The organism is Cupriavidus pauculus (genome assembly GCF_008801835.1).
In the GTDB taxonomy this organism is placed as follows: domain Bacteria; phylum Pseudomonadota; class Gammaproteobacteria; order Burkholderiales; family Burkholderiaceae; genus Cupriavidus; species Cupriavidus pauculus.
In genome coordinates, this window is record NZ_VZOW01000003.1 from 75,743 (window position 1) to 95,774 (window position 20,032).

General features: G+C 64.6%; 16 protein-coding genes. 9 read left to right on the forward strand and 7 right to left on the reverse strand.

Going from position 1 to position 20,032, the window contains the following annotated elements; genetic code table 11:
* The first annotated feature begins 22 nt into the window (after positions 1-22).
* The 6 genes from F7R19_RS04815 (at position 23) to F7R19_RS04840 (ending at position 9,494) form a co-directional block, all read left to right on the forward strand.
* Positions 23-292: a PP0621 family protein gene (locus tag F7R19_RS04815; RefSeq protein ID WP_150979526.1), complete on the forward strand. Its 270-nt coding sequence runs from the start codon at positions 23-25 to the stop codon at positions 290-292.
* Entirely contained in the window at positions 289-2,298 is a 2,010-nt protein-coding gene (locus F7R19_RS04820; RefSeq protein WP_150979527.1) for a PAS domain-containing sensor histidine kinase, read from the forward strand. The genes F7R19_RS04815 and F7R19_RS04820 overlap by 4 nt, the downstream gene beginning before the upstream one ends.
* Positions 2,299-2,331: 33 nt before the next feature.
* The gene (locus F7R19_RS04825; protein WP_150979528.1) at positions 2,332-4,041 is read left to right on the forward strand and encodes a sigma-54-dependent transcriptional regulator; all 1,710 of its coding nucleotides are present in this window, start codon (positions 2,332-2,334) and stop codon (positions 4,039-4,041) included.
* Positions 4,034-4,633, forward strand: a complete 600-nt coding sequence (gene ampD, locus F7R19_RS04830; protein ID WP_150979529.1) for a 1,6-anhydro-N-acetylmuramyl-L-alanine amidase AmpD — start codon at positions 4,034-4,036, stop codon at positions 4,631-4,633. Before F7R19_RS04825 ends, ampD begins: the two co-directional genes overlap by 8 nt.
* Positions 4,634-5,214: 581 nt before the next feature.
* Positions 5,215-8,154, forward strand: coding sequence for a ribonucleoside-diphosphate reductase subunit alpha (locus tag F7R19_RS04835; RefSeq protein ID WP_150979530.1), 2,940 nt, complete (start codon positions 5,215-5,217; stop codon positions 8,152-8,154).
* 152 nt (positions 8,155-8,306) lie between these two features.
* A complete protein-coding gene (locus tag F7R19_RS04840) occupies positions 8,307-9,494 on the forward strand; it encodes a ribonucleotide-diphosphate reductase subunit beta (protein WP_061955356.1) in 1,188 nt (395 codons plus the stop codon).
* 173 nt (positions 9,495-9,667) lie between these two features.
* On the opposite strand, the gene F7R19_RS04845 is transcribed toward F7R19_RS04840, so the two are convergent.
* Positions 9,668-10,687: a tripartite tricarboxylate transporter substrate binding protein gene (locus tag F7R19_RS04845; protein WP_407648841.1), complete on the reverse strand. Its 1,020-nt coding sequence runs from the start codon at positions 10,685-10,687 to the stop codon at positions 9,668-9,670.
* 111 nt (positions 10,688-10,798) lie between these two features.
* Here F7R19_RS04845 and F7R19_RS04850 point away from each other — a divergent pair, with 111 nt between their 5' ends.
* The gene (locus tag F7R19_RS04850; protein WP_211922711.1) at positions 10,799-11,803 is read left to right on the forward strand and encodes a quinone oxidoreductase family protein; all 1,005 of its coding nucleotides are present in this window, start codon (positions 10,799-10,801) and stop codon (positions 11,801-11,803) included.
* 65 nt (positions 11,804-11,868) lie between these two features.
* Here the strand turns inward: F7R19_RS04850 and F7R19_RS04855 are convergent, their stop codons facing one another.
* Together F7R19_RS04855 and F7R19_RS04860 are read right to left on the reverse strand one after the other, a co-directional pair.
* A complete protein-coding gene (locus F7R19_RS04855; RefSeq protein WP_150979531.1) occupies positions 11,869-12,807 on the reverse strand; it encodes a recombination-associated protein RdgC in 939 nt (312 codons plus the stop codon).
* Positions 12,808-12,978: 171 nt separating this feature from the next.
* Positions 12,979-13,578, reverse strand: coding sequence for a BPSL1445 family SYLF domain-containing lipoprotein (locus F7R19_RS04860; protein WP_061955362.1), 600 nt, complete (start codon positions 13,576-13,578; stop codon positions 12,979-12,981).
* Between the two features lie 185 nt (positions 13,579-13,763).
* Here F7R19_RS04860 and F7R19_RS04865 point away from each other — a divergent pair, with 185 nt between their 5' ends.
* The gene (locus F7R19_RS04865; protein WP_317851309.1) at positions 13,764-14,279 is read left to right on the forward strand and encodes a hypothetical protein; all 516 of its coding nucleotides are present in this window, start codon (positions 13,764-13,766) and stop codon (positions 14,277-14,279) included.
* Positions 14,280-14,366: 87 nt separating this feature from the next.
* On the opposite strand, the gene F7R19_RS04870 is transcribed toward F7R19_RS04865, so the two are convergent.
* Entirely contained in the window at positions 14,367-15,200 is an 834-nt protein-coding gene (locus F7R19_RS04870) for an aldo/keto reductase (RefSeq protein ID WP_150979532.1), read from the reverse strand.
* Between the two features lie 110 nt (positions 15,201-15,310).
* On the reverse strand, positions 15,311-15,709 hold the full coding sequence (locus F7R19_RS04875; protein ID WP_150979670.1) for a tautomerase family protein: 399 nt from the start codon (positions 15,707-15,709) through the stop codon (positions 15,311-15,313).
* 130 nt (positions 15,710-15,839) lie between these two features.
* Here F7R19_RS04875 and F7R19_RS04880 point away from each other — a divergent pair, with 130 nt between their 5' ends.
* Complete coding sequence (locus F7R19_RS04880; RefSeq protein WP_061955366.1) at positions 15,840-16,727, forward strand: LysR family transcriptional regulator; 888 nt, start codon at positions 15,840-15,842, stop codon at positions 16,725-16,727.
* 53 nt (positions 16,728-16,780) lie between these two features.
* Here F7R19_RS04880 and F7R19_RS04885 read toward each other — a convergent pair whose 3' ends face one another.
* Both F7R19_RS04885 and F7R19_RS04890 read right to left on the reverse strand, forming a co-directional pair.
* Positions 16,781-17,467, reverse strand: a complete 687-nt coding sequence (locus tag F7R19_RS04885) for a Fe2+-dependent dioxygenase (RefSeq protein WP_061955367.1) — start codon at positions 17,465-17,467, stop codon at positions 16,781-16,783.
* 62 nt (positions 17,468-17,529) lie between these two features.
* Positions 17,530-19,803 carry a TonB-dependent receptor gene (locus F7R19_RS04890; RefSeq protein ID WP_150979533.1) on the reverse strand — a complete coding sequence of 758 codons (2,274 nt, stop codon included), beginning with the start codon at positions 19,801-19,803 and terminating at the stop codon, positions 17,530-17,532.
* Positions 19,804-20,032 lie beyond the last annotated feature (229 nt).

The following is a 20,032-nucleotide window of genomic DNA, read 5'->3' on the forward strand; positions in this document are numbered from 1 at the left end:
CCTTTTCGGTACTTTCGATCCCATGGCAAGAATCTTCCTCCTGCTGGCCATCGTGCTGGGCATCATCTGGTGGCTGCGTGATCGCGCCAGCGCGCGCGACGCCGCCAACCCGCCATCGCGCGCAGCCGGCCAGCCGCGCGGTGCCAGCCCCGCCGATACGGATATCGAGCCGATGGTGCAATGCGCGCAATGCGGCGTACATCTACCGCGAACCGACGCCATTGCCTGGCACGGCGCGCACTATTGCCGACGCAGTCACCTGCCTGATTCCCCGGGCGAGGGCAGCGCATGACGCGCCGGGCCTCGGCCTGGTCGACCCTGAGCGGCTGGCGCGCGCTGGGCGATCTGTGGCGCCAGCCCGAGCCGCCCGACTTTCACTGGCGCCTGCTGCGCTATTTCTGCTGGACCCGCGTGGCCGTGGCGCTGCTGCTGCTGGGCTATGCGTGGCTGCCGCTGGAACGCGCCGCCGCGGGCGCGGCCATCGGCGTGGGCGCCAATGCGCGCACGGCAGCCGCCATTCCCGTCGTGCTGCCCTATCTCTGCATCGGCGTGGCGACGTTGCTCGGCACGATGTGGCGTCGCCGTTTCCACCTCCGCGTGCGTGCGCAGGTTCTCGTCGATCTGGCGCTGCTGGCTGCCATCTATATCGTGCTCGGCCGCAATGCCAGCCATGCCGAAGGGCTGGCGATGATCTTCCTGCTGCCGGCACTCGAAGCCGGCGCACTGACCAGCCTGCTGTTCGCGCTGTTCGCCGCGGCCGTGTCGGCGATGCTGGTGATGGTCCATCCCTTCTTGCAGACCATGCTCGCGCGCCAGGCCGATGCCAATCTGCTTGGCTCGGGACTGTTCGGGCTGGTCTTCATGATTGCCGCGCTGGTGATGTACATGCTGGCCAACCGGCAGATCGCCCAGGAACAACTGGCGCTGGCGCGCGAGCAGGAGCTGCGCCTGCAGCAACTGGTCAACCGGCTGATGGTCAACGACATGCAGGACGGCGTGATGCTGGTGCGCGCCAACGGCGTGGTGGTGGCCGCCAATCCCGCGGCCTTTGTGCTGCTGGGCGTGCAGCCGCATGAGCGGATCCAGCAGGGACAGGTGCGCATGGGCGAGCGCGACAACGTGCTGTTCGACCTGCGGCGCATGCCGCGTCTGCAGCCGCTGATGGAAATGCTGCGCGACTGGATCCAGCGCAAGGACGATGTGCCGCGCATCCTGCAACTGCTGCCGATTTCGTCGCGCCCCACGCCGTCGCGCAATCCGCTGTTACACACGCGGCTGCGCCTGCGTTTCGTCCTGCCGGGGCTGGCGGGGCTGCGCTCCACGCTGGCCGGCGCGGGTTCGTCGCCGACCGGCCCGGACACTGTCGGCTGGAACGACATGTCGCCCGAGGGCGCGGCGCGGCTGCGCCTGGCCATCGCGCAGAGCGAGGCGATGGCCTGGAGCCCCGAAGACGAGACGCTGCTGCGCAGCGAGATGCGCGACACGGTGCTGGTCCATATCGAAAGCTGGGAGCGCATCGCCGAGCAGGTTCAGCAGGAAAAGCTCGCCGCGATGGGCCGGTTGGTGGCCAGCGTGGCCCACCAGATCCGCAATCCGCTGGCCGCGATCAGCCAGGCCAACGAGCTGCTGGCCGATTCCGGCGGCGGCGAAGGCAATATCGACGCGCGCCTGCTGCGCATCATCAGCGACAACGTACGCAGGCTCGACCAGGTAATTTCCGATGTCCTGCAGTTGTCGCGCCGTCCCAAGGTGGGTCACAGCGCAATCGACCTCGGCCAGGCGCTGCCTGAGATCGTCGACCGCTGGCGACTGGAAATGCGCGCGCGCGCCGGCGCCCGTGCCGAAGTCAACGCCAATGCGATCCGCGTGGTGGTGGACCTGCAGCGCCCCGTGATCTTCGATACGCCGCAACTGCAGCAGGTGCTGGGCAATCTGCTCGACAACGCGTGGCGCTATTGCAGCCGCCTGCCCGGATCGATCCGCATGCTCGCGCACGCGCTGGACCAGCACCACGCCGAACTGATCGTCTGGAACGACGGCGCGGAAGTCACGCGCGAGCAGCAGCGCAGCCTGTTCGAGCCGTTTTTCACCAGCAATCCGCAAGGCACGGGTCTGGGCCTGTTCATGGCGCGCGAGCTGTGCGGCGCCAACGATGCGCAGGTGCGCTACGGCACGATCGCGCTCGAAGCGTTGCTCGATCGCACCGGCATGCTGGTCGGCGGGGCTCGCGATACACTGCCGACCAAGGCCTTCGTTCTGACCATGCGCATCGAGACGTCCGACGTCGTCGCCGCCTGATCCACGCCGCATTCCCACCGAACCCCCGTCCCCATGCCAGCCAGACCGCCCGCCCCCGATCCGATTCTCGTCATTGACGACGAGGCCGACCTGCGCGAACTGCTGGACATTTCGCTGCGCCGCATGGGGCATGACGTGGTGATGGCGGGCTCGCTGGCCGAGGCGCGCGTGCGTCTGGCCGAGCGCCGCTACAGCCTGGTGCTGACCGATATGCGGCTCGGCGACGGGCTTGGCATCGAGATCGTGCGACAGTTGTCGGCCTCGCCCGAACGCACGCCGGTCGCGGTCATCACGGCCTACGGTAGCGCCGACAACGCCGTCGATGCGCTCAAGGCCGGCGCGTTCGACTACATCGCCAAGCCGGTGTCGCTCGACCAACTGCGCACGCTGATTCTCAATGCGCTCGGCCGCCATCCGCGCGCCGCGGCCGACGACGCGCCGGCTGGCGAAGTGGCTGACGCCGGCGATCGCGCCGCCGGGCTGCTGCCGGGGCTGTCGGCGGCGATCCAGGACGTGCGCCGCTCGCTGTCGCGGCTGGCGCGCAGCATGGCGCCCGTGGTGATCAGCGGCGAATCGGGCAGCGGCAAGGAGCGCGCTGCGCGTGCGATCCACGCCATCAGCGCGCGCTCGGCGCATCCGTTCATCGCCGTGAACTGCGGCGCCATCCCCGAGACGCTGATGGAGGCCGAGTTCTTCGGCCACGTGAAGGGCGCCTTTACCGGCGCCGATGCCGAGCGCGGCGGTTTTTTCCAGGCCGCTCATGGCGGCACGCTGCTGCTCGATGAAGTGGCCGACCTGCCGCTGGCCATGCAGGTCAAGCTGCTGCGCGCGCTGCAGGAGCGTCGCGTGCGCAAGATCGGCGCGAGCCGCGAAGACAGCGTCGATGTGCGCGTGATGTGCGCGAGCCACAAGGACCTGGCCGCGATGGTGGCGGCCGGATCGTTCCGGCAGGACTTGTACTACCGTCTCAACGTGCTGGAACTGCGCATGCCGACGCTGCGCGAACGCGCCGAGGACGTGCCGGTGCTGGCGCGCGCCATCCTCGAACATCTGGCCGTGCGCTATGGCGATGCGCATCCCAAGCGCCTGTCGCGCGCCGCGCTGGCGCGCCTGGCGGCCTATCCGTTCCCGGGCAACGTGCGCGAGCTGGAAAACTTGCTCGAGCGCGCGTACGCATTTGCCGAGACCGAGGAAATCGAAGTGGCCGACCTGGGCCCGCTCGAAGCCGACCTGGGCCCGCTCGAAGCCGGCATGGAACGCGCCAGCTTGCTGCAGGCGGGTCATGTGGCCGCACCGCCGATGTCATCCGCATCGTCAGCATCGTCCGCATCGTATGTGGCGCCCGGCGGCGCGGGCCTGCCGTCGGCCGCCGCCTACCAGCCATGGGGCGTCGGTGGCGTATGGCCGGCGGCCTCGCCCGCGGCCGCGCAAGCGGAGCCGGAGCCCATGCCTGTCGCCGAGGAGGCCGCGCCGCCCGCCAGCGATGCGCTTGCAACGGCTTTGGCCGACCTCACTTTTCCGATCGATCTGCCCGCGCGCCTGGAGTCCGTCGAGCGCGAACTGATCCTGCGCGCGCTGCGCCAGACCGGCTTTAACCGCACGGCGGCCGCGCCGCTCTTGGGCCTGAATTTCCGCCAGTTGCGCTATCGCATCCAGCAACTGGAAATCCGCGACGAACGCGAAGGCCGGGACGGGCGCGACGACAGCGAGTCGATGGCCGAAGGCGAGGGCCGCGATGCCTGATCGCGCCGCCGTCCACCGCTTCACCCCCGATGCGCAGGGCTGGGTGCCAGCCGCCCGGCGCGTCCCGTCGCCCAATTTCGACGCGCGTCCGGACGGCGCGCCGACCGATGTGGTGGTGATCCACAACATCAGCCTGCCGCCGGGCCAGTTCGGCACCGGCGACATCGAGGCGTTCTTCCAGAACCGGCTCGATGTGTCGCGCCATCCGTTCTTTGAGACGATCCGCGACGTGCGTGTGTCCGCTCATTTCCTGATCACGCGCGAAGGCGAACTGGTGCAATTCGTCGCGTGTACGCAGCGCGCCTGGCATGCCGGGCAGTCCGAATACTGTGGCCGCCCGCGTTGCAACGACTTTTCGATCGGCATCGAGATCGAGGGCGCCGACGACCAGCCATTCACGCTCGCCCAGTACGACACCGCCGCGAGCCTGGTGGCCGCGTTGCGCCTGACCTATCCGATTGCCGGGATCGCTGGACACAGCGACATCGCCCCGGGGCGCAAGACCGATCCTGGTCCGCATTTCGACTGGGGCCGATTTGCAACACTGGCCCAGTTGCCGGCCAACCTTTTGCCCTATCGACGACAGGGTTAAACGTGCGCTGGCCGATCGGTCATCGGCCTGCCACAAGGTTGTGCATCGACGTTCACCTGCCTCATTCCGGCGCAATGCCGGGTACAATCGCGCCCCCGCCGATGTCCGCTTGGCCCCATTTCGGGTCACCTATCAGCGACAAATTCTCATTAATAAATTTTCGTGAATTTGTGCGGCACCGAACGTCTTGCCGCCAGCCCTTGAGGCAGCGCGCTTTGCGGGAATGTGGCGCTGCCGCACGGCGCTTCCGGATGTGGCTGCTGCGCTTGTCAAGACTGGTCTTCCAGACTCTTTTCACTATACTTAGGCCTGTTTTTGATTGAGACCACTATATCTAGTGGTTTAACCGGGGGATCGGCCCCCGATGTGGTGCAGGCGCCGCAGCAGCCAAGCGGTGGAGTCGGCACACAGGGTCATGGGGCCGACGCAGCACCAAAAGTCCCTAGCAAAGTGATCGCACGTGCAGTTTAGGTTCTCCGTTGGCACGGCCAGCGTCGAGTGTCTTCTGAAGCGCATTTTGCTAGGGACTTTGTCATCTTCACTACAAGACTTCATACAAGGGTTAAAACAGGAGTTACCTCATGCAAACGGCCCAGAACGAACAACAATCCACCGGTGTGACTGGCGTTGTCGGCGCAGCAGCCGGCACTTCGCAGCAGACCCCCGCCGCTGCAGGCGTTTCGTACCAGGATTACAAGCTGATCCGCCGCAATGGCGCAGTGGTGGCATTCGAGCCGAACAAGATCAGCGTGGCGATGACCAAGGCGTTCCTGGCGATCAATGGCGGCCAGGGCGCCGCATCCGCGCGTGTGCGCGAAATCGTCGAGCAACTGACCCAGAACGTGGTGCGCGCGCTGGTGCGCAGCCGCCCGAATGGCGGCACGTTCCATATCGAGGACGTCCAGGACCATGTGGAACTGGCGCTGATGCGCTCGGGCGAGCATGAGGTGGCCCGCGCCTATGTGCTGTATCGCGAAAAGCGCACGCAGGAACGCGCGCAGGCCAACGCACAGGCCGTGGCGCGTGTGCAGGAAAGCGGCGTGTCGGTCAACGTGACCGACGACGGCGTGACCCGTCCGCTGGACCTGACCGCGCTGCACGCGCTGATCGACAACGCCTGCAGCGGCCTGGGCGACGCCGTGAGCGCCGAGCCGATCCTGAAGGAAACGCTGAAGAACCTGTACGACGGCGTGCCGATGACGCAGGTCTACGATTCGGCCATCCTGGCCGCGCGTACGCTGATCGAAAAGGACCCGGCCTACAGCCAGGTCACGGCCCGCATCCTGCTGCACACGATCCGCAAGGAAATCCTGGGCACGGAAGTCACGCAAGCCGAAATGGCGTCGAAGTACGCCGAGTACTTCCCGAAGTTCATCGCGCGCGGCATCGAGGCCGAACTGCTGGACGAAAAGCTCGCCACCTTCGACCTGGCCCGCCTGGGCGCCGCGCTCGATGCGTCGCGCGATTTCCAGTTCAACTACCTGGGCCTGCAGACGCTGTACGACCGTTACTTCCTGCACGTCGATGAAGTGCGCATCGAAATGCCGCAGGCGTTCTTCATGCGCGTGGCCATGGGCCTGGCGCTGGAAGAGAAGGACCGCGAAGCCCGCGCCATCGAGTTCTACCAACTGCTGTCGTCGTTCGACTTCATGTCGTCCACGCCGACGCTGTTCAACTCGGGCACGCGCCGTTCGCAACTGTCGTCGTGCTACCTGACCACCGTGTCGGACGACCTCGAAGGCATCTACGAGGCGCTCAAGGAAAACGCGCTGCTGTCCAAGTTCGCCGGCGGCCTGGGCAACGACTGGACCAACGTGCGCGCGCTCGGTTCGCACATCAAGGGCACCAATGGCAAGTCGCAAGGCGTGGTGCCGTTCCTGAAGGTGGTCAACGACACGGCCGTGGCTGTGAACCAGGGCGGCAAGCGCAAGGGCGCCGTCTGCGCCTACCTGGAAACGTGGCACCTGGATATCGAAGAATTCCTGGAACTGCGCAAGAACACGGGCGACGACCGCCGCCGCACGCACGACATGAACACGGCCAACTGGATTCCGGACCTGTTCATGAAGCGCGTGATGGAAAACGGCGAATGGACGCTGTTCTCGCCGTCCACCTGCCCGGACCTGCACGACAAGGTCGGCAAGGAATTCGAGAAGGCCTACGTGGCCTACGAGACCAAGGCCGCCAATGGCGAGCTGAAGCTGTTCAAGAAAGTGCCGGCGATGCAGCTGTGGCGCAAGATGCTGGGCATGCTGTTCGAAACCGGCCATCCGTGGATCACGTTCAAGGATCCGTGCAACATCCGCAGCCCGCAGCAGCACATCGGCGTGGTGCATAGCTCGAACCTGTGCACGGAAATCACGCTGAACACCAACGACAGCGAAATCGCCGTGTGCAACCTCGGTTCGGTGAACCTGGTGGCGCACCTGAAGCAGCAGGCCGACGGCACGCACGTGCTCGATCACGCCAAGCTGCAGAAGACCATCCGCACCGCGATGCGCATGCTCGATAACGTCATCGACATCAACTACTACGCGGTGGACAAGGCGCGCAATTCCAATCTGCGTCACCGCCCGGTCGGCATGGGCATCATGGGCTTCCAGGACTGCCTGCACGTACTGCGCACGCCGTACGCCAGCGATGCGGCCGTCAAGTTTGCCGATACGTCGATGGAAGCGGTCTGCTACTACGCCTACCAGGCGTCGACCGAACTGGCCGAAGAGCGCGGCCGCTACAGCACGTACGAAGGCTCGCTGTGGGATCGCGGCATCCTGCCGCAGGATTCGCTCAAGCTGCTGGCCGAGGAACGCGGCGGCTACCTCGACGTCGATATGTCTTCGACGATGGACTGGGACAGCCTGCGCGCCCGCATCAAGCAACACGGCATGCGCAACTCGAACTGCATCGCGATCGCTCCGACCGCGACCATTTCGAACATCATCGGCGTGTCCGCGTGCATCGAGCCGACGTTCCAGAACCTGTACGTGAAGTCGAACCTGTCGGGCGAATTCACGGTGGTGAACGACTACCTGGTGCGCGATCTGAAGGCGCGCGGCCTGTGGGACGAAGTGATGGTGGCCGACCTGAAGTATTTCGACGGTTCGCTGGCCCGCATCGACCGCATCCCGCAAGACCTGCGCGAGGTCTACGCCACTGCGTTCGAAGTGGAACCGACCTGGCTGGTAGAAGCGGCAAGCCGCCGCCAGAAGTGGATCGACCAGGCCCAGTCGCTCAATATCTACATGGCCGGTGCATCGGGCAAGAAGCTGGACGACACCTACAAGCTGGCCTGGCTGCGCGGTCTGAAGACCACCTACTACCTGCGCACGATGGCCGCGACGCACGTGGAAAAATCCACCGTGTCGCGTGGATCGCTAAATGCGGTGTCTTCGGGTTCCGACGGCCAGTCGTCCATCGACGCCGCCGCCGCAGCGGCCCCGGCCATGCCGGAAGCCGAAGGCGCGGTGTGCACGATGCGTCCGGGCGATCCCGGCTTCGAAGAGTGCGAAGCCTGCCAGTAAGCGGCCTCCACGAAACATCTGAAACAACCCTCGGTCTGCACCGGCTTGCGCCCAGCGCGCAAGCCGGGCGGGGGAGAGGGCCGGCGCGTCGCTGACTGTGTTGCGCGACGCCGGCCACAGCCGCCCCTGAACGAATCATCGGAGAACACAACATGCTGAGCTGGGACGACGACGTTCAAGCCACGCCGCAAGCTGCGCCGCAGCCTGCCCTGCAACCCGCCGTACCGGCCGCCACGGTCGACCAGCAAGGCGTACTGCCGCCGGCCGCCACGGCGCCGGGCATCCTGGGCAACAACCCGAACGCCGCTGCCGCGCAAAGCACGCGCCGCGTGAACGCCGCCGACAAGCGCGTGATCAACGGTGCCACCGACGTGAACCAGCTGGTGCCGTTCAAGTACAAGTGGGCGTGGGAAAAGTATCTGGCCGGCTGCGCCAACCACTGGATGCCGCAGGAAATCAACATGTCGCGCGACATCGCCCTGTGGAAGGACCCCAATGGTCTGACCGAGGACGAGCGCCGCATCATCAAGCGCAACCTGGGTTTCTTCGTGACGGCCGATTCGCTGGCCGCCAACAATATCGTGCTGGGCACGTACCGCCAGATCACCGCGCCGGAATGCCGCCAGTACCTGCTGCGCCAGGCTTTCGAAGAGGCCATCCACACGCACGCCTACCAGTACATCGTCGAGTCGCTGGGCCTGAACGAGGCCGAGATCTTCAACGCGTACCACGAGGTGCAGTCGATCCGCGACAAGGATGAATTCCTGATCCCGTTCATCGACACGCTGACCGATCCGTCGTTCAAGACCGGCACGCCCGAAAACGACCAGAAGCTGCTCAAGAGCCTGATCGTGTTCGCCTGCATCATGGAAGGTCTGTTCTTCTACGTGGGCTTCACGCAGATCCTGGCCATGGGCCGCCAGAACAAGATGACCGGCGCCGCCGAGCAGTACCAGTACATCCTGCGCGACGAATCGCTGCACTGCAATTTCGGCATCGACCTGATCAACCAGATCAAGCTCGAAAACCCGCACCTGTGGACGCCGGAATTCAAGGCGGAGATCACCGAGCTGTTCAAGAAGGCCGTGGATCTGGAATATCGCTACGCCGAGGACACCATGCCGCGCGGCGTGCTGGGCCTGAACGCGCCGATGTTCAAGGGCTATCTGCGTTTCATCTGCAACCGCCGCTGCCAGCAGATCGGTCTGGACCAGCTCTTCCCGAACGAGGAAAACCCGTTCCCCTGGATGAGCGAAATGATCGACCTGAAGAAGGAACGCAATTTCTTCGAAACCCGCGTGATCGAATATCAGACCGGCGGCGCGCTGTCGTGGGATTGATGGCGTCTGCCGTGTGCGGCGCACTTCGTTGCGCCTCGACGGCTTGAAGGGTCGGCTGCTGTCGAGCAGCCAGAACGGGTGAAAGGCGGACATCGGGCGAGGGCCCGGTGTCCGTTTTTCTTTGGGGGGATGCCGATGCGCCGTATCAGTCGGCTCCCATCAGTCGGCTGCGATCAATCGGCCGTCGCGCCCGAGCGCTTGACCACTGTCGACCATTTGCGGATTTCGCTGTCGACGAATTTGCCGGTTTCGGCCGGCGTCATCGGCATGGGCTCGGATCCGCGGTCGGTGATGAACTTGTGCAGCTCCGGCGATTGCAGCGCCTTCACGGTTTCTGCGTTGAGCTGGCTGACGATGGCGGGCGGCGTGCCCGCCGGCGCCATCATCACCGCCCAGCCGAGCGCCTCGAAGCCGGGCACGCCTTCCTCGCGCACGGTCGGCACCGCCTGCAACTGCGGCACGCGCCTGGCCGTGGTCACCGCCAGCGGCACGGCCTTGTTGGTCTGGATCAGCGGCATCGCGGCCGTGACCGAATCCACCATCAGCGGAATCTGGTTGCCGAGAAAATCCGCCTGGGCCGGACCGCTGCCCTTGTACGGGATATGGACGATAAAGGTGCCGGTCTGCGCCTTGAGCATTTCCGCCGACAAGTGCTGCGTGCCGCCAATCCCGGCGCTGGCGTAGCTGTACTTGCCCGGCGCGGCCTTGGCCTTGGCGATCAGGTCCCGCAGCGACCTGAAGCCCGATTGCGGCGTCGCCAGGAACACCAGCGGCACCGAGAACACGCCGGAAACCGGCGCGAAATCCTGCCGCGGATCGTAATTGAGCTTCTTGTAGAGCGTCTGGTTGATGGCCATCGCGCTGCCTGCCATCACGATCGTGTAGCCGTCGGGCGCGGCCTTTGCCGCGACTTCCATGCCGATATTGCCGCCCGCGCCGGCCCGATTCTCCACGATCACCGACTGGCCCAGTTGCTTGCCGAGCTTCTCGGCTAGCGCACGCGCAAAGATGTCGGTGGCTTGCCCCGGCGGAAAGGGCACGATCAGTTTGATCGGCCGTTCCGGCCAGGCGGCATGGGCGGTGCCGGCGGCGGCCAGCAGCAATGCGGCCAGCGGCAGGCCAAGGTGGGGGCGCAACGACTTCAAGGAGGTCTCCTTCAACGGGTTGTGGAATACAGCTGACGCCTTGTCCATGGCGTCTTTCGGCCAGATTCTACGCCTCATGCATTTTCAGAATCGGCTCAAAGACGCGCGCCCGGCGACTGCCTACGATCGACGGCAGACATCACCAAGGAGAGCGTCACGATGCAAGCCGTTGTATTGCACCAGCTTGGCCAGGCTCCGCGCTTTGGCGCATTTCGCGACCCCGATCTGCGCGCCGGCGAGATCCTCGTATGCGCCAGCGCCGCCGTGGTCCGTCCGTCCGACCTTGCCATCGCGCGCGGCTGCCACGCGCACATGCCGCGCGAACTTCCATACATCTGCGGCCGTGACGGCGTGGGGTGGCTGGCGGACGTCCCGCACACCGGCCGGCAGCATGTCCGGCAGGGCGGCCAGCGCGTTTACTTCCGGGCCGCGCGCAGTCCGTTCGGATCGATGGCCGAGTACGTGCCCGCGGAATGGGTAGTGCCCGTGCCGGACGGCGTCGATTCGGCCATGGCGGCGGCGCTGGTCGGCCCGGCGATGACGGCCTGGCTGCCGCTGGCCATGCGCGCCGACCTGTATCCCGGAGAAACCGTGCTGGTGCTGGGTGCCTCGGGGCTGGTCGGGCGGCTGGCCGTTCAGGCGGCGCGGCTGCAAGGCGCGGGACGGGTGATTGCAGCCGGGCATCGCATCGACATGCTGACCGCACTCGGCGCCGATGCGCTGATCGACCTCGCCCAGCCGCCCAGCGTGTTGCAGCACACCTTTGCCACCTACGCCGACGACGGAATCGACGTGGTGGTCGATCTGGTCTGGGGCAAGACGCTAGAGCTATTGCTATCGGCGCTGATCCAGACCGATGGCATTCCGATGTACGGCAACGATCGCGGCGTCCGGATCGTGTCGGTGGTGGACCGCTCGGCTGGCAGCCTGATCATGGCGCCCACGGCATTGCGCGATTCGCGCGTGACACTGATCGGCTGCGGACCGGCCAATCATCCCCCGGCCGACGACCTTATGCTGTTGGTCGAAGAAATTCTCGGCTGCATGCGCGACGGCGAGCTTGCCGTCGACACCGAGCAAATGGCGATGGCCGACGTGGAGAGTGCGTGGGGACTGGCGCAGGCGCCAGAGCGGCGGGTGGTCCTGACGCTGGGGGCGCCGTGATCGCGGACCGCCCACGCCCGCGTGCCTCCGGTGGCGGGGCGTCCGGGGCGGGGCGGCTGGCCGGATCAGGCGGCCTTGCGTACGTCGGCTGGCGCCGATGCCGATTCGGCCTTGCGCTCGCCGCCCAGGGCTTCCGTCAGGTCGCTCAGCAGGCCAGCCAGTTCGCCGGCCATCAGCGCAAAGTAGGCGTCGAAGCGCTCGTCCTCGTCGTGAAGCGTGGCGTCCGCCTGCTCCTTGATCACGTCGAGCGGGTTCACGCGCTTGACCGCCAGGGCGTCGGTGAGCACGAACGAAACGCGGTCGTTCCAAGTCATCGCCAGGCGCGTGCAGCGCTTGCCGGCGGCAATGTGGCGGCGCAGGTCTTCGGGATCGAGCGGGTGGCGCACATAGCGCACCGTCGCCTTGCTTTCGCTGCTGGACTGCAGTTCGATTTCCTGGTCGACCGTAAAGCCGGCCGGCGCGGTATCGGTGGCAAGCCACTCGGTCATCGCCGCCACGGGCGACAGGTTGACTTGCAGGCCTACGACCGGCAGCGGATCGATGGCCTTGAACAGCATGCCGCGCACTTCGTCGGCCTTTGCCGTGCCTGCCGCGTCGATGGCAAGCCAGCCATTGGTCGGGTCGATCCAGACCCGCGTGTCGCGGCGAATGCTGAAGGCGCGCGGCAGCAGTTCCTCGGTGATCTGCTCCTTGAGTTCCTTCAACTGCTTGCGGCCCGGCTTGAATCCCTGCTGCTCTTCCAGCTCGGCGGCGCGGGCCTTGGTGACCTGGTTGACCACTGTGGCGGGCAGCAGCTTCTTCTCGGTGCGCAGCACCAGCAGAATCTGGCGATTGACGCAATGCACCAGACGATCGTTGTCACGCGGCGATGCCCAGCCCTGCGTTTGCATTTCGAGGCTGGTGCCGGGATAGAACGCGTGCTTGGCCAGGCAGGCCTCGACGTCGTCGGCGCTTAACGTCCACGGGGCGGAGAAACGATGAATCTGGAGATTCTTGAACCACATGAGAATTCGGCCTCGCGTACGGATTGGAAAATTGTGAGAGGGACGAATTCTAACGGGTCAACGTGCGCGGCTACCGCGACGAAAAAAAATGCCCATGGTGCGGGAACAGGAAATTCCGCGCCATGGGCACTGCATGATATGCGCCGCGGATGCCGCCGCGGCGCAGGGTCGTCAGATATCGAGCTTCGAGATCTTGGTGCCTTCCAGGCTCAGGCCCGCCATCAGCCCGGCGTTGGTCATCGCAAAGCCGATGATCGGTTGCTGCGCCGTGTTGGTGTCGATCTGCCCGTTTGCGCCGATGGTCGCCAGTGCTACCGTCGCGTCGGCACCCACTTGCCAGCCGCTGCTGCGCACGAACTTGTCGTAGGCTTCCTGCGTCATGAACATCAGGATGAAGGCCTTGGACTGAGCGCCGATCTGCCAGCCCACCGACCCGGAGATCGCGCGGTAATAGCCGCGATCCGCGCCGCCGGAGCGCAATACGCCGTCGCCGTATTCGCCACCGACGATAAAGCCGGCGGAGAGCAGTTTCGGGAAGATCAGGATGCCCTTGGCCTTGGCACCCAGGTCTCGCGCGCCCTTGGCAGTGGCATACAGTCGGTTCAGCGTGTCGGTGGCGCCGGTGTCGATTTCGCGGCGCTTGGATGCGGCATCGCCGGAGTCTTTCGGCCCGGTCACGCTACAGCCGGCGAGCGACATGGCGCCCAGGGAAAGGCCCGTCAGGCCGACAAGACCAGCACTACCAGCGGACAGGAAGGTTCGTCGTTTCATTGTTTCCTCCAGGAGGGTGTCATGTGTTGCAACCGCCTCTACAGCATAGGCGCGCAGAGCACATCCGCCAATGCGAAGTTGTCTGACACGGACCGGGCGAGTCTCTGACATGGCATCGTCATACTTTCTTGCAAATCCGCCTTACCATTGCCGGAACCCGCTTAAAACGTCTGTGTCTGTGCAGCATGCAAAAAATATCCGCGCCCCCCACCATTTCCGCCGGCCACGCCGATTTCCGAAACGCCCTGAGCAATATTGCTGCGCCGCAGCGCCAATCCCAACGCCGCACCGGCCTGGGTGTCGCCGCGCTATCGCTGGCCACGCTGATGCTGGCCGCCTGCTCAAGCGCGCCGAGCGTGGAGACTCCCGAAGCCAAGCAGGAAGTGGCGCAAATGAACGCCGGCTGGCAAGCCGAGCGCGCGAAGTACATGGACTGCGTGCAACAAAAGGCAGACGACGGCGCCCGGGGCAAGGGTACGCCCAAGGAAGTGGCAGCCGGCGCCATCGATGCGTGCAAGGACCAGCTCAAGGTCATGCACGACGCCTTCCATTCCTATCTGTCAGCGCAGATGAGCACGGCCCATGGCCAGACCAGTGCGCGGCAGGCGGCCGACCGCGTTACCACCGATACCAGGGAAAAAGCGCGCACTTACCTCACGCGCTACGTCGAAGTCGAACGATACAAGGCCGGCCAGCGTTGAGTGTCGCCGCGCGCCGGCGCCAAGCCCGCCGCGTCGCGCGCCTGGGTCGCAAGCCAGGAGATGCCGCTGCGTTCAGAGTGCCGCTGCTCAGAGCATTGCCAGCGGTTGGGCGTGCCGGGGCGGCGGAAAGATCTTGTCCAGTTCGGCCATTTGTTCGGGCGTCAGGTCGATCGTCAGCGCGTCAAAATTCTCGCGCAGGCGCTCGCGGTGGCTGGTCTTCGGGATCGCGATGACGTCATCGAAAGAGAGGAGCCAGGCCAGTGCGGCCTGAGCCGTCGTCATGTCGTGCGCGGTGGCAAAGCGCTGCAGGCCGTTGTTGCGCAGGAGCCGCGCCTGTTCGATCGGCGAATAGGCCATGATCGGGACGTTGCGTTCACGCAACCATGGCAGCAGATCGAACTCGATGCCGCGGCGGCCGAGGTTGTATAGCAACTGGTTCACGGCCACGCCGTCGCCGCCGGGCGCGTCCCAGAATTCCTCCATGTCGGCCCGATCGAGATTGCTGACGCCGAAATGACGGATCTTGCCCGCCTGTTGCAGCGCGAGAAACGCCTCGATGGTCTCCTCGAACGGCACGTCGCCGCGCCAGTGCAGCAGGTACATGTCCAGATGATCGGTGCCGAGCCTGCGCAGACTGCGCTCGCATGCGGCAACGGCGCCCTTGCGGCTGGCGTTGTGCGGATACACCTTGCTGACCAGAAATGCGTCGTCGCGGCGTCCGGCGATGGCCTCACCGATAAGCGATTCGGACAACCCTTCGCCGTACATTTCGGCGGTATCGATCAACCGCAAGCCCATCTCCAGACCCAATTGCAGCGTGGCCAATTCTTCGGCGCGCGTGCCAGCGCGGTCCCCGATGTTCCAGGTGCCCATGCCCAGCGCGGGAACTTGCTCGCCGCCGGGCAGCGTGACGTACTTCATGCGATGTCTCCGGAAGGAATTGCAGCCCTTCACACTAGTGAACATCGCGAAGCAGTACAAGCCCGCTACCCGCACGACCCTTTTAACCGCGCTGAACAATGGGACGCGGATTAGCGATGCTGGTGGCGGAATTCCTGCGATTTGCCGCCATAACCATAGGCCGCCGCACGCGCATCGATCACGTGGATGTAAGACACTTCGTTGACATCGCCGATCACTTCCGACAATGCCTCAAACGCCTGCTGAAGAAACGCGGCTTTTTCTGCCTTGGTGTTCGTCTCGTCGGTGACGCTGATATCCAGTTGAAACGCGTTGCGCCCCGTGCGGTGCTCGGACAGCGGCTTCCCGCCGATAAACCATTGCTCGCGCGGAATGAACGTAATCGTGGTGGCGATCACCGGCGCGTCCTTGCCCAGCACACGCTGGGTCAGATCGCCCACCGCGGCGACGGCGCGATGCATCAGTTCGGTATCGGGATGGCCGGAAATTTGCAGGGTGACGTGGGGCATGACAGGCTCCTTGATCTGTTTCGATTTGCAGCGTCTTGGTGCTGCAGTGATGTCATGGTAGGCCGCGTCTTGATATCGGAAAAGCGGGAATATACGATATGATCCATCGGTGAATCCGATGGAAGAAACGATGCGCACATTCGAAACCGACCAGCTCAAAACGTTCGTGGCGGTGGCGGACAGCGGAAGCCTGTCGGCCGCGGCGCCGCGCTTGTTCCTGTCCCAGTCGTCAGTCAGCGAACAACTCCGCAAGCTGGAAGAGCGTGCCGGCGTGCCGTTGCTCACGCGTGGGAAGAAGGGCGCAGCGCTGACGCCTGCCGGGGCGCGGTTGCTCGACTATGCGCGGCGCATCCTGTCGTTGAACGCGCTGGCCATGGCCGAACTGCGCGGGCAATCGCTCGATGGCGAACTGCGTCTCGCGGTGACCGACTATTTCCGTCCCGGCGAAATTGCTGGCATGCTGCGACGCCTGCGCGACAGATATCCATATTTGAAACTCCATGTGACGGTCATGAAGAGCGCCGCCATCGAAGCGGCTGCGGACATGGATGCATTCGACATCGGGTTGAGCATGCGGCTGATCGGTATGCGCGGTGGCGACAAGGCGACGACCGCGCGCCGCGGTGTCGTGCTGCGGCGGGAAGCGCTGGCGTGGGTGGCCGCGCCGGAGCTGGCCGATGCGCCGCAAGATGTCATGCCGCTGGTGCTGTTGCCGGACACCTGTTCGATGCATCAGTTTGTGGTGCAACTGCTGATGCGCCGCAAACGCGAATTCGAGATCGCGCATTCGGCGTCGGGCGTGGCGGGTTTGCATCTGGCGCTGGCCGCCGGGCTTGGCGTGTCGTGCCTGAATGCGTCGGCAATCGGCCCGGGCGTGACACCGCTCGATGCTGCAGCCGTCGCGCGCTGGAAGTTGCCTGCGTTGCCGTCGGCCGAGTTCTATCTATTAGGCGCGCGAGCTGGCGAGAGCGATTTCATCGGCCAGGCCCGCCAGGCGCTGGCGGAGCAATTTGGCTGAGGCTGCGCCGGCCAACCTGCCGTCGACCGGCGATGGCGCCTGCGGAGCTCGGCTCAGGTCTCGCTCCACTGGCGCAGCAGGTTGTGATAGCAGCCAATCAGACTGCGGCGGGCGCGCTCGTCGGCGTTGGTCTGGTTCAGCGTCTGGATGGCGTTGTCCATGTCGAACAGCAGCGCGCGCTGGCCGTCATCGCGAATCAGGCTCTGGATCCAGAAAAAACTGGCCAGGCGCGTGCCGCGCGTGATCGGCGTCACCTGATGCAGACTGGTGGCGGGATAAACGATCATGTCGCCGGCGGCCAGCTTCACCGCGTGCACGCCGTAGGTGTCTTCCACCTGCAATTCGCCGCCGTCGTAACTGGCCGGGTCTGACAGGAACAACGTTGCCGAGACATCGGTGCGCAGCTTGCGGCCATTGTGCGGATGAATGCGTACGCCTCCATCGACATGCGCGCCGAACGTCATGCCGGCGCCATAGCGGTTGAACATCGGCGGATAGACGATGTTCGGCAGCGTTGCACTAATAAATAGTGGATGCCGTTCCAGCGCGGCAAGGATCAGGTGCTGGCATTGCGCCGCAACCTCGGACCGCTCGTCGATCTGCTGATTGAACTTGACCGGCGCGCCGGAGTAGCCAGCCGAAACGCGGCCGTCCACCCAGGCATCGCCAGCGTGCTCGAGCTGTTGCACCACGGTCGCCAGTTGCGCGGCGTCGAGAACTTTCGGAATACGAACCAGCATGCGGGAATCCGGTTGGGACCGCCGGCGAACGCGACCTGCGCGAGCAGCGCGGCGCCGGGGCCTTACATGCGATAAGCGAACGACAGCATGGCGGTGCGGCCCGTACCGGGCACCGAACGGCCGCCGTCCGACTGAATCAGCGCATCGTAATACTTCTTGTCGAAGATGTTGAACAGATTCAGGCGCACATCGTACTTTGGCTGATGGTAGGCAATCATGCCGTCCCAGCGCACAAATCCTCCCACCTGCACCGTATTGGTATTGTTGGCATAGCGTTGCGACATATAGAACGCGCCGCCGCCAATTTCCCAGTCCGGCATGACGCGGTAGCTGGTCCAGGCCGTGGCGGTGTGCTTCGGCGTATTGGTCGGCACCTTGTCTTGCGTGTTGGCCGCGATGCCGTTCTTGATCACGGCGTCGAGATACGTGTAGCCGGCAAATACCTGCCACTTTGGCGTGATGCGGCCGGTCACGCCGGCGCGGAAGCCATCGACCTGGATCTTGCCGGTCAGCGCGTAGGTGGTGGCGTCGATCTGGCTGCGCGCATTGTCCTTGGTGATGCGGAAGACCGCCGATGTCAGCGACAGGTTGCCATCCATCACATCCCACTTGCCGCCAGCCTCGTACGACTTGTTCTTTTCGGGATCCAGCGATTGCTGTCCCACCGTGCCCACCAGCTGTTCGAGCGACGGATTGAAAGATGTGCCGTACGAGATGTAGTAAGACTGCTGCTCGGACGGCTGCCAGATGCCACCCAGCCGCACGCTCGTGAAGTTGACCGACTGATTGGCGTTGGCCAGCGCGGTGTTGCCGGCGGTATTGCCCGCGTTGATCGAGTTGCTGATGCTGGCGATGTACTTGTCGTAACGCAGCCCCGCCACTGCTTTCCACTGTTTCGTAAATTCGATCGAGTCGTTGGCGTACACCGCCACCGTATTGGCCGATCCGCCCTGGAGATTTCCAGTGCTGGTAGCCACGCTGCCCGGCGAGTCGCGATAGACCGGATCCACCACTGGCGTGCAGGCGACGTAGCCGGCTGTGGTGCCCGTCGGATTCAGCGGCGTGGTGCCGCAACTGCCGTTGCGGTAGTAGTTCTGGTTGTTGTAGCCGTCATGGCCAAACTCCAGGCCCGTCAACAGCGTGTGCTTGATCGGACCGGTGTCGAATTTCGCGGTCAACTCGGTCTGGTTGAAGATCGAATAGTCGCGAATGTTGCGATCGTGACTCTGCTGGCGCACATAGAGCTGCGACAGCGGCAGATTGGTGGTGGTCAATGCTGTGAATGCGCCCGCCGCATTGATCGTGCCCACGGCGTTCGGAGCCGTCTCGCGCGCATCGGTTTCCACATAGTTGAACGCGGTGACGTTTCGCAGGCGCAGGTTGGGCGAGAACTTGTGATCGACCCCGGCCGACAGCGACGCAATGTTCTGGCGTGTACGGTCATTGTTGAACCCATAGTAGGTGTTGCGATCGACATTGACCGGGTGCCCGTTGATCGCTGGCAGGCCATAGTCGGGCATGTCTTCGTTGTGCTGGAGCAACGCCGACAACGTGATTTCGGTGGAGGTGCCGATGCCATAGCGCCACGACGGCGCGATGCCGAAATCCTGCACCGTCATTTCGTCGCGCGTGCTCGGCTTGCCGTCCTGCGCCATGGCCGAGACGCGGAATGCAGAGGTATCGCCAGTCGGCGTGTTGACATCCGCGGTGGCGCGCACCAGACCGTTGGTCGTAACCGAACCTGTCACCTCCGTGGCGGCCTTCAACTGCGGCTTCTTGCTGACCTGATTGATCACGCCGCCCGTGGAGCCCCGGCCGAACAGCATCGACGAGGGGCCCATCAGCACTTCCACCTGATCGAGCGCAAAGGTGTCGCGATAGTACTGGCCGCGATCGCGAAAGCCATCGAGATAGATGTCGGTGCGCGCCGAAAAGCCGTTCAGGTTGATGTTGTTACCGATCTGGCCGCCTTCCGCGCCGCCGATGGTGATGCCCGGCACGTTGCGCAGCGCATCGGCCAGCGAACTGACACCTTGCGATTCCATCAGCGCGCGATTGACGATCGTGACCGATTGCGGCACGTCGCGCAGGTCGGCAGGCAATTTCGACAACTGGCTGCCCGACGGGTTGAAATCGTCGCGCGACGCCGCGCCCTGGACGGTGATCTCGCGCAGCGTCACCGGCGCGGTTTCGCCTTTCGGCGTGGCTGCCTGGGCCGCCGCTACGGGCGTCTGTGATGCGGGCGCGGGCGCCGCTTGGGCGAATGCCGAGGGCGCTGCAAACAACGCGACGAGCGCAGCGGCAACAGGGGTCAGTCCGGGGGTGCGACGATTCATTCTCGAGTCCAGTTCGCCCCGTGTGGCCGGGCCCTTACCGGCTCGATATCCGGGGCATATGTGCGGGCGATTCGGGAATATAAATACGAACGATTCTCGTTGCAATTGCGTTGTTTGGCGTTCACAGACAACAGATCTGGATATCGAATGACTTATTCAAAATACATACGAGGGCCGAATTCTGCGCGATCTGATATTTCTTATGGCTTATTCGACGCATTAAGCGGTT

Excerpts from the sequence above, each read along its gene's own strand:
- F7R19_RS04815 (WP_150979526.1), top strand. The coding sequence starts at position 23 with ATGGCAAGAATCTTCCTCCTGCTGGCCATCGTGCTGGGCATCATCTGG.
- F7R19_RS04820 (WP_150979527.1), top strand. The coding sequence starts at position 289 with ATGACGCGCCGGGCCTCGGCCTGGTCGACCCTGAGCGGCTGGCGCGCG.
- F7R19_RS04825 (WP_150979528.1), top strand. The coding sequence starts at position 2,332 with ATGCCAGCCAGACCGCCCGCCCCCGATCCGATTCTCGTCATTGACGAC.
- ampD (WP_150979529.1), top strand. The coding sequence starts at position 4,034 with ATGCCTGATCGCGCCGCCGTCCACCGCTTCACCCCCGATGCGCAGGGC.
- F7R19_RS04835 (WP_150979530.1), top strand. The coding sequence starts at position 5,215 with ATGCAAACGGCCCAGAACGAACAACAATCCACCGGTGTGACTGGCGTT.
- F7R19_RS04840 (WP_061955356.1), top strand. The coding sequence starts at position 8,307 with ATGCTGAGCTGGGACGACGACGTTCAAGCCACGCCGCAAGCTGCGCCG.
- F7R19_RS04845 (WP_407648841.1), bottom strand. The coding sequence starts at position 10,687 with ATGGACAAGGCGTCAGCTGTATTCCACAACCCGTTGAAGGAGACCTCC.
- F7R19_RS04850 (WP_211922711.1), top strand. The coding sequence starts at position 10,799 with ATGCAAGCCGTTGTATTGCACCAGCTTGGCCAGGCTCCGCGCTTTGGC.
- F7R19_RS04855 (WP_150979531.1), bottom strand. The coding sequence starts at position 12,807 with ATGTGGTTCAAGAATCTCCAGATTCATCGTTTCTCCGCCCCGTGGACG.
- F7R19_RS04860 (WP_061955362.1), bottom strand. The coding sequence starts at position 13,578 with ATGAAACGACGAACCTTCCTGTCCGCTGGTAGTGCTGGTCTTGTCGGC.
- F7R19_RS04865 (WP_317851309.1), top strand. The coding sequence starts at position 13,764 with ATGCAAAAAATATCCGCGCCCCCCACCATTTCCGCCGGCCACGCCGAT.
- F7R19_RS04870 (WP_150979532.1), bottom strand. The coding sequence starts at position 15,200 with ATGAAGTACGTCACGCTGCCCGGCGGCGAGCAAGTTCCCGCGCTGGGC.
- F7R19_RS04875 (WP_150979670.1), bottom strand. The coding sequence starts at position 15,709 with ATGCCCCACGTCACCCTGCAAATTTCCGGCCATCCCGATACCGAACTG.
- F7R19_RS04880 (WP_061955366.1), top strand. The coding sequence starts at position 15,840 with ATGCGCACATTCGAAACCGACCAGCTCAAAACGTTCGTGGCGGTGGCG.
- F7R19_RS04885 (WP_061955367.1), bottom strand. The coding sequence starts at position 17,467 with ATGCTGGTTCGTATTCCGAAAGTTCTCGACGCCGCGCAACTGGCGACC.
- F7R19_RS04890 (WP_150979533.1), bottom strand. The coding sequence starts at position 19,803 with ATGAATCGTCGCACCCCCGGACTGACCCCTGTTGCCGCTGCGCTCGTC.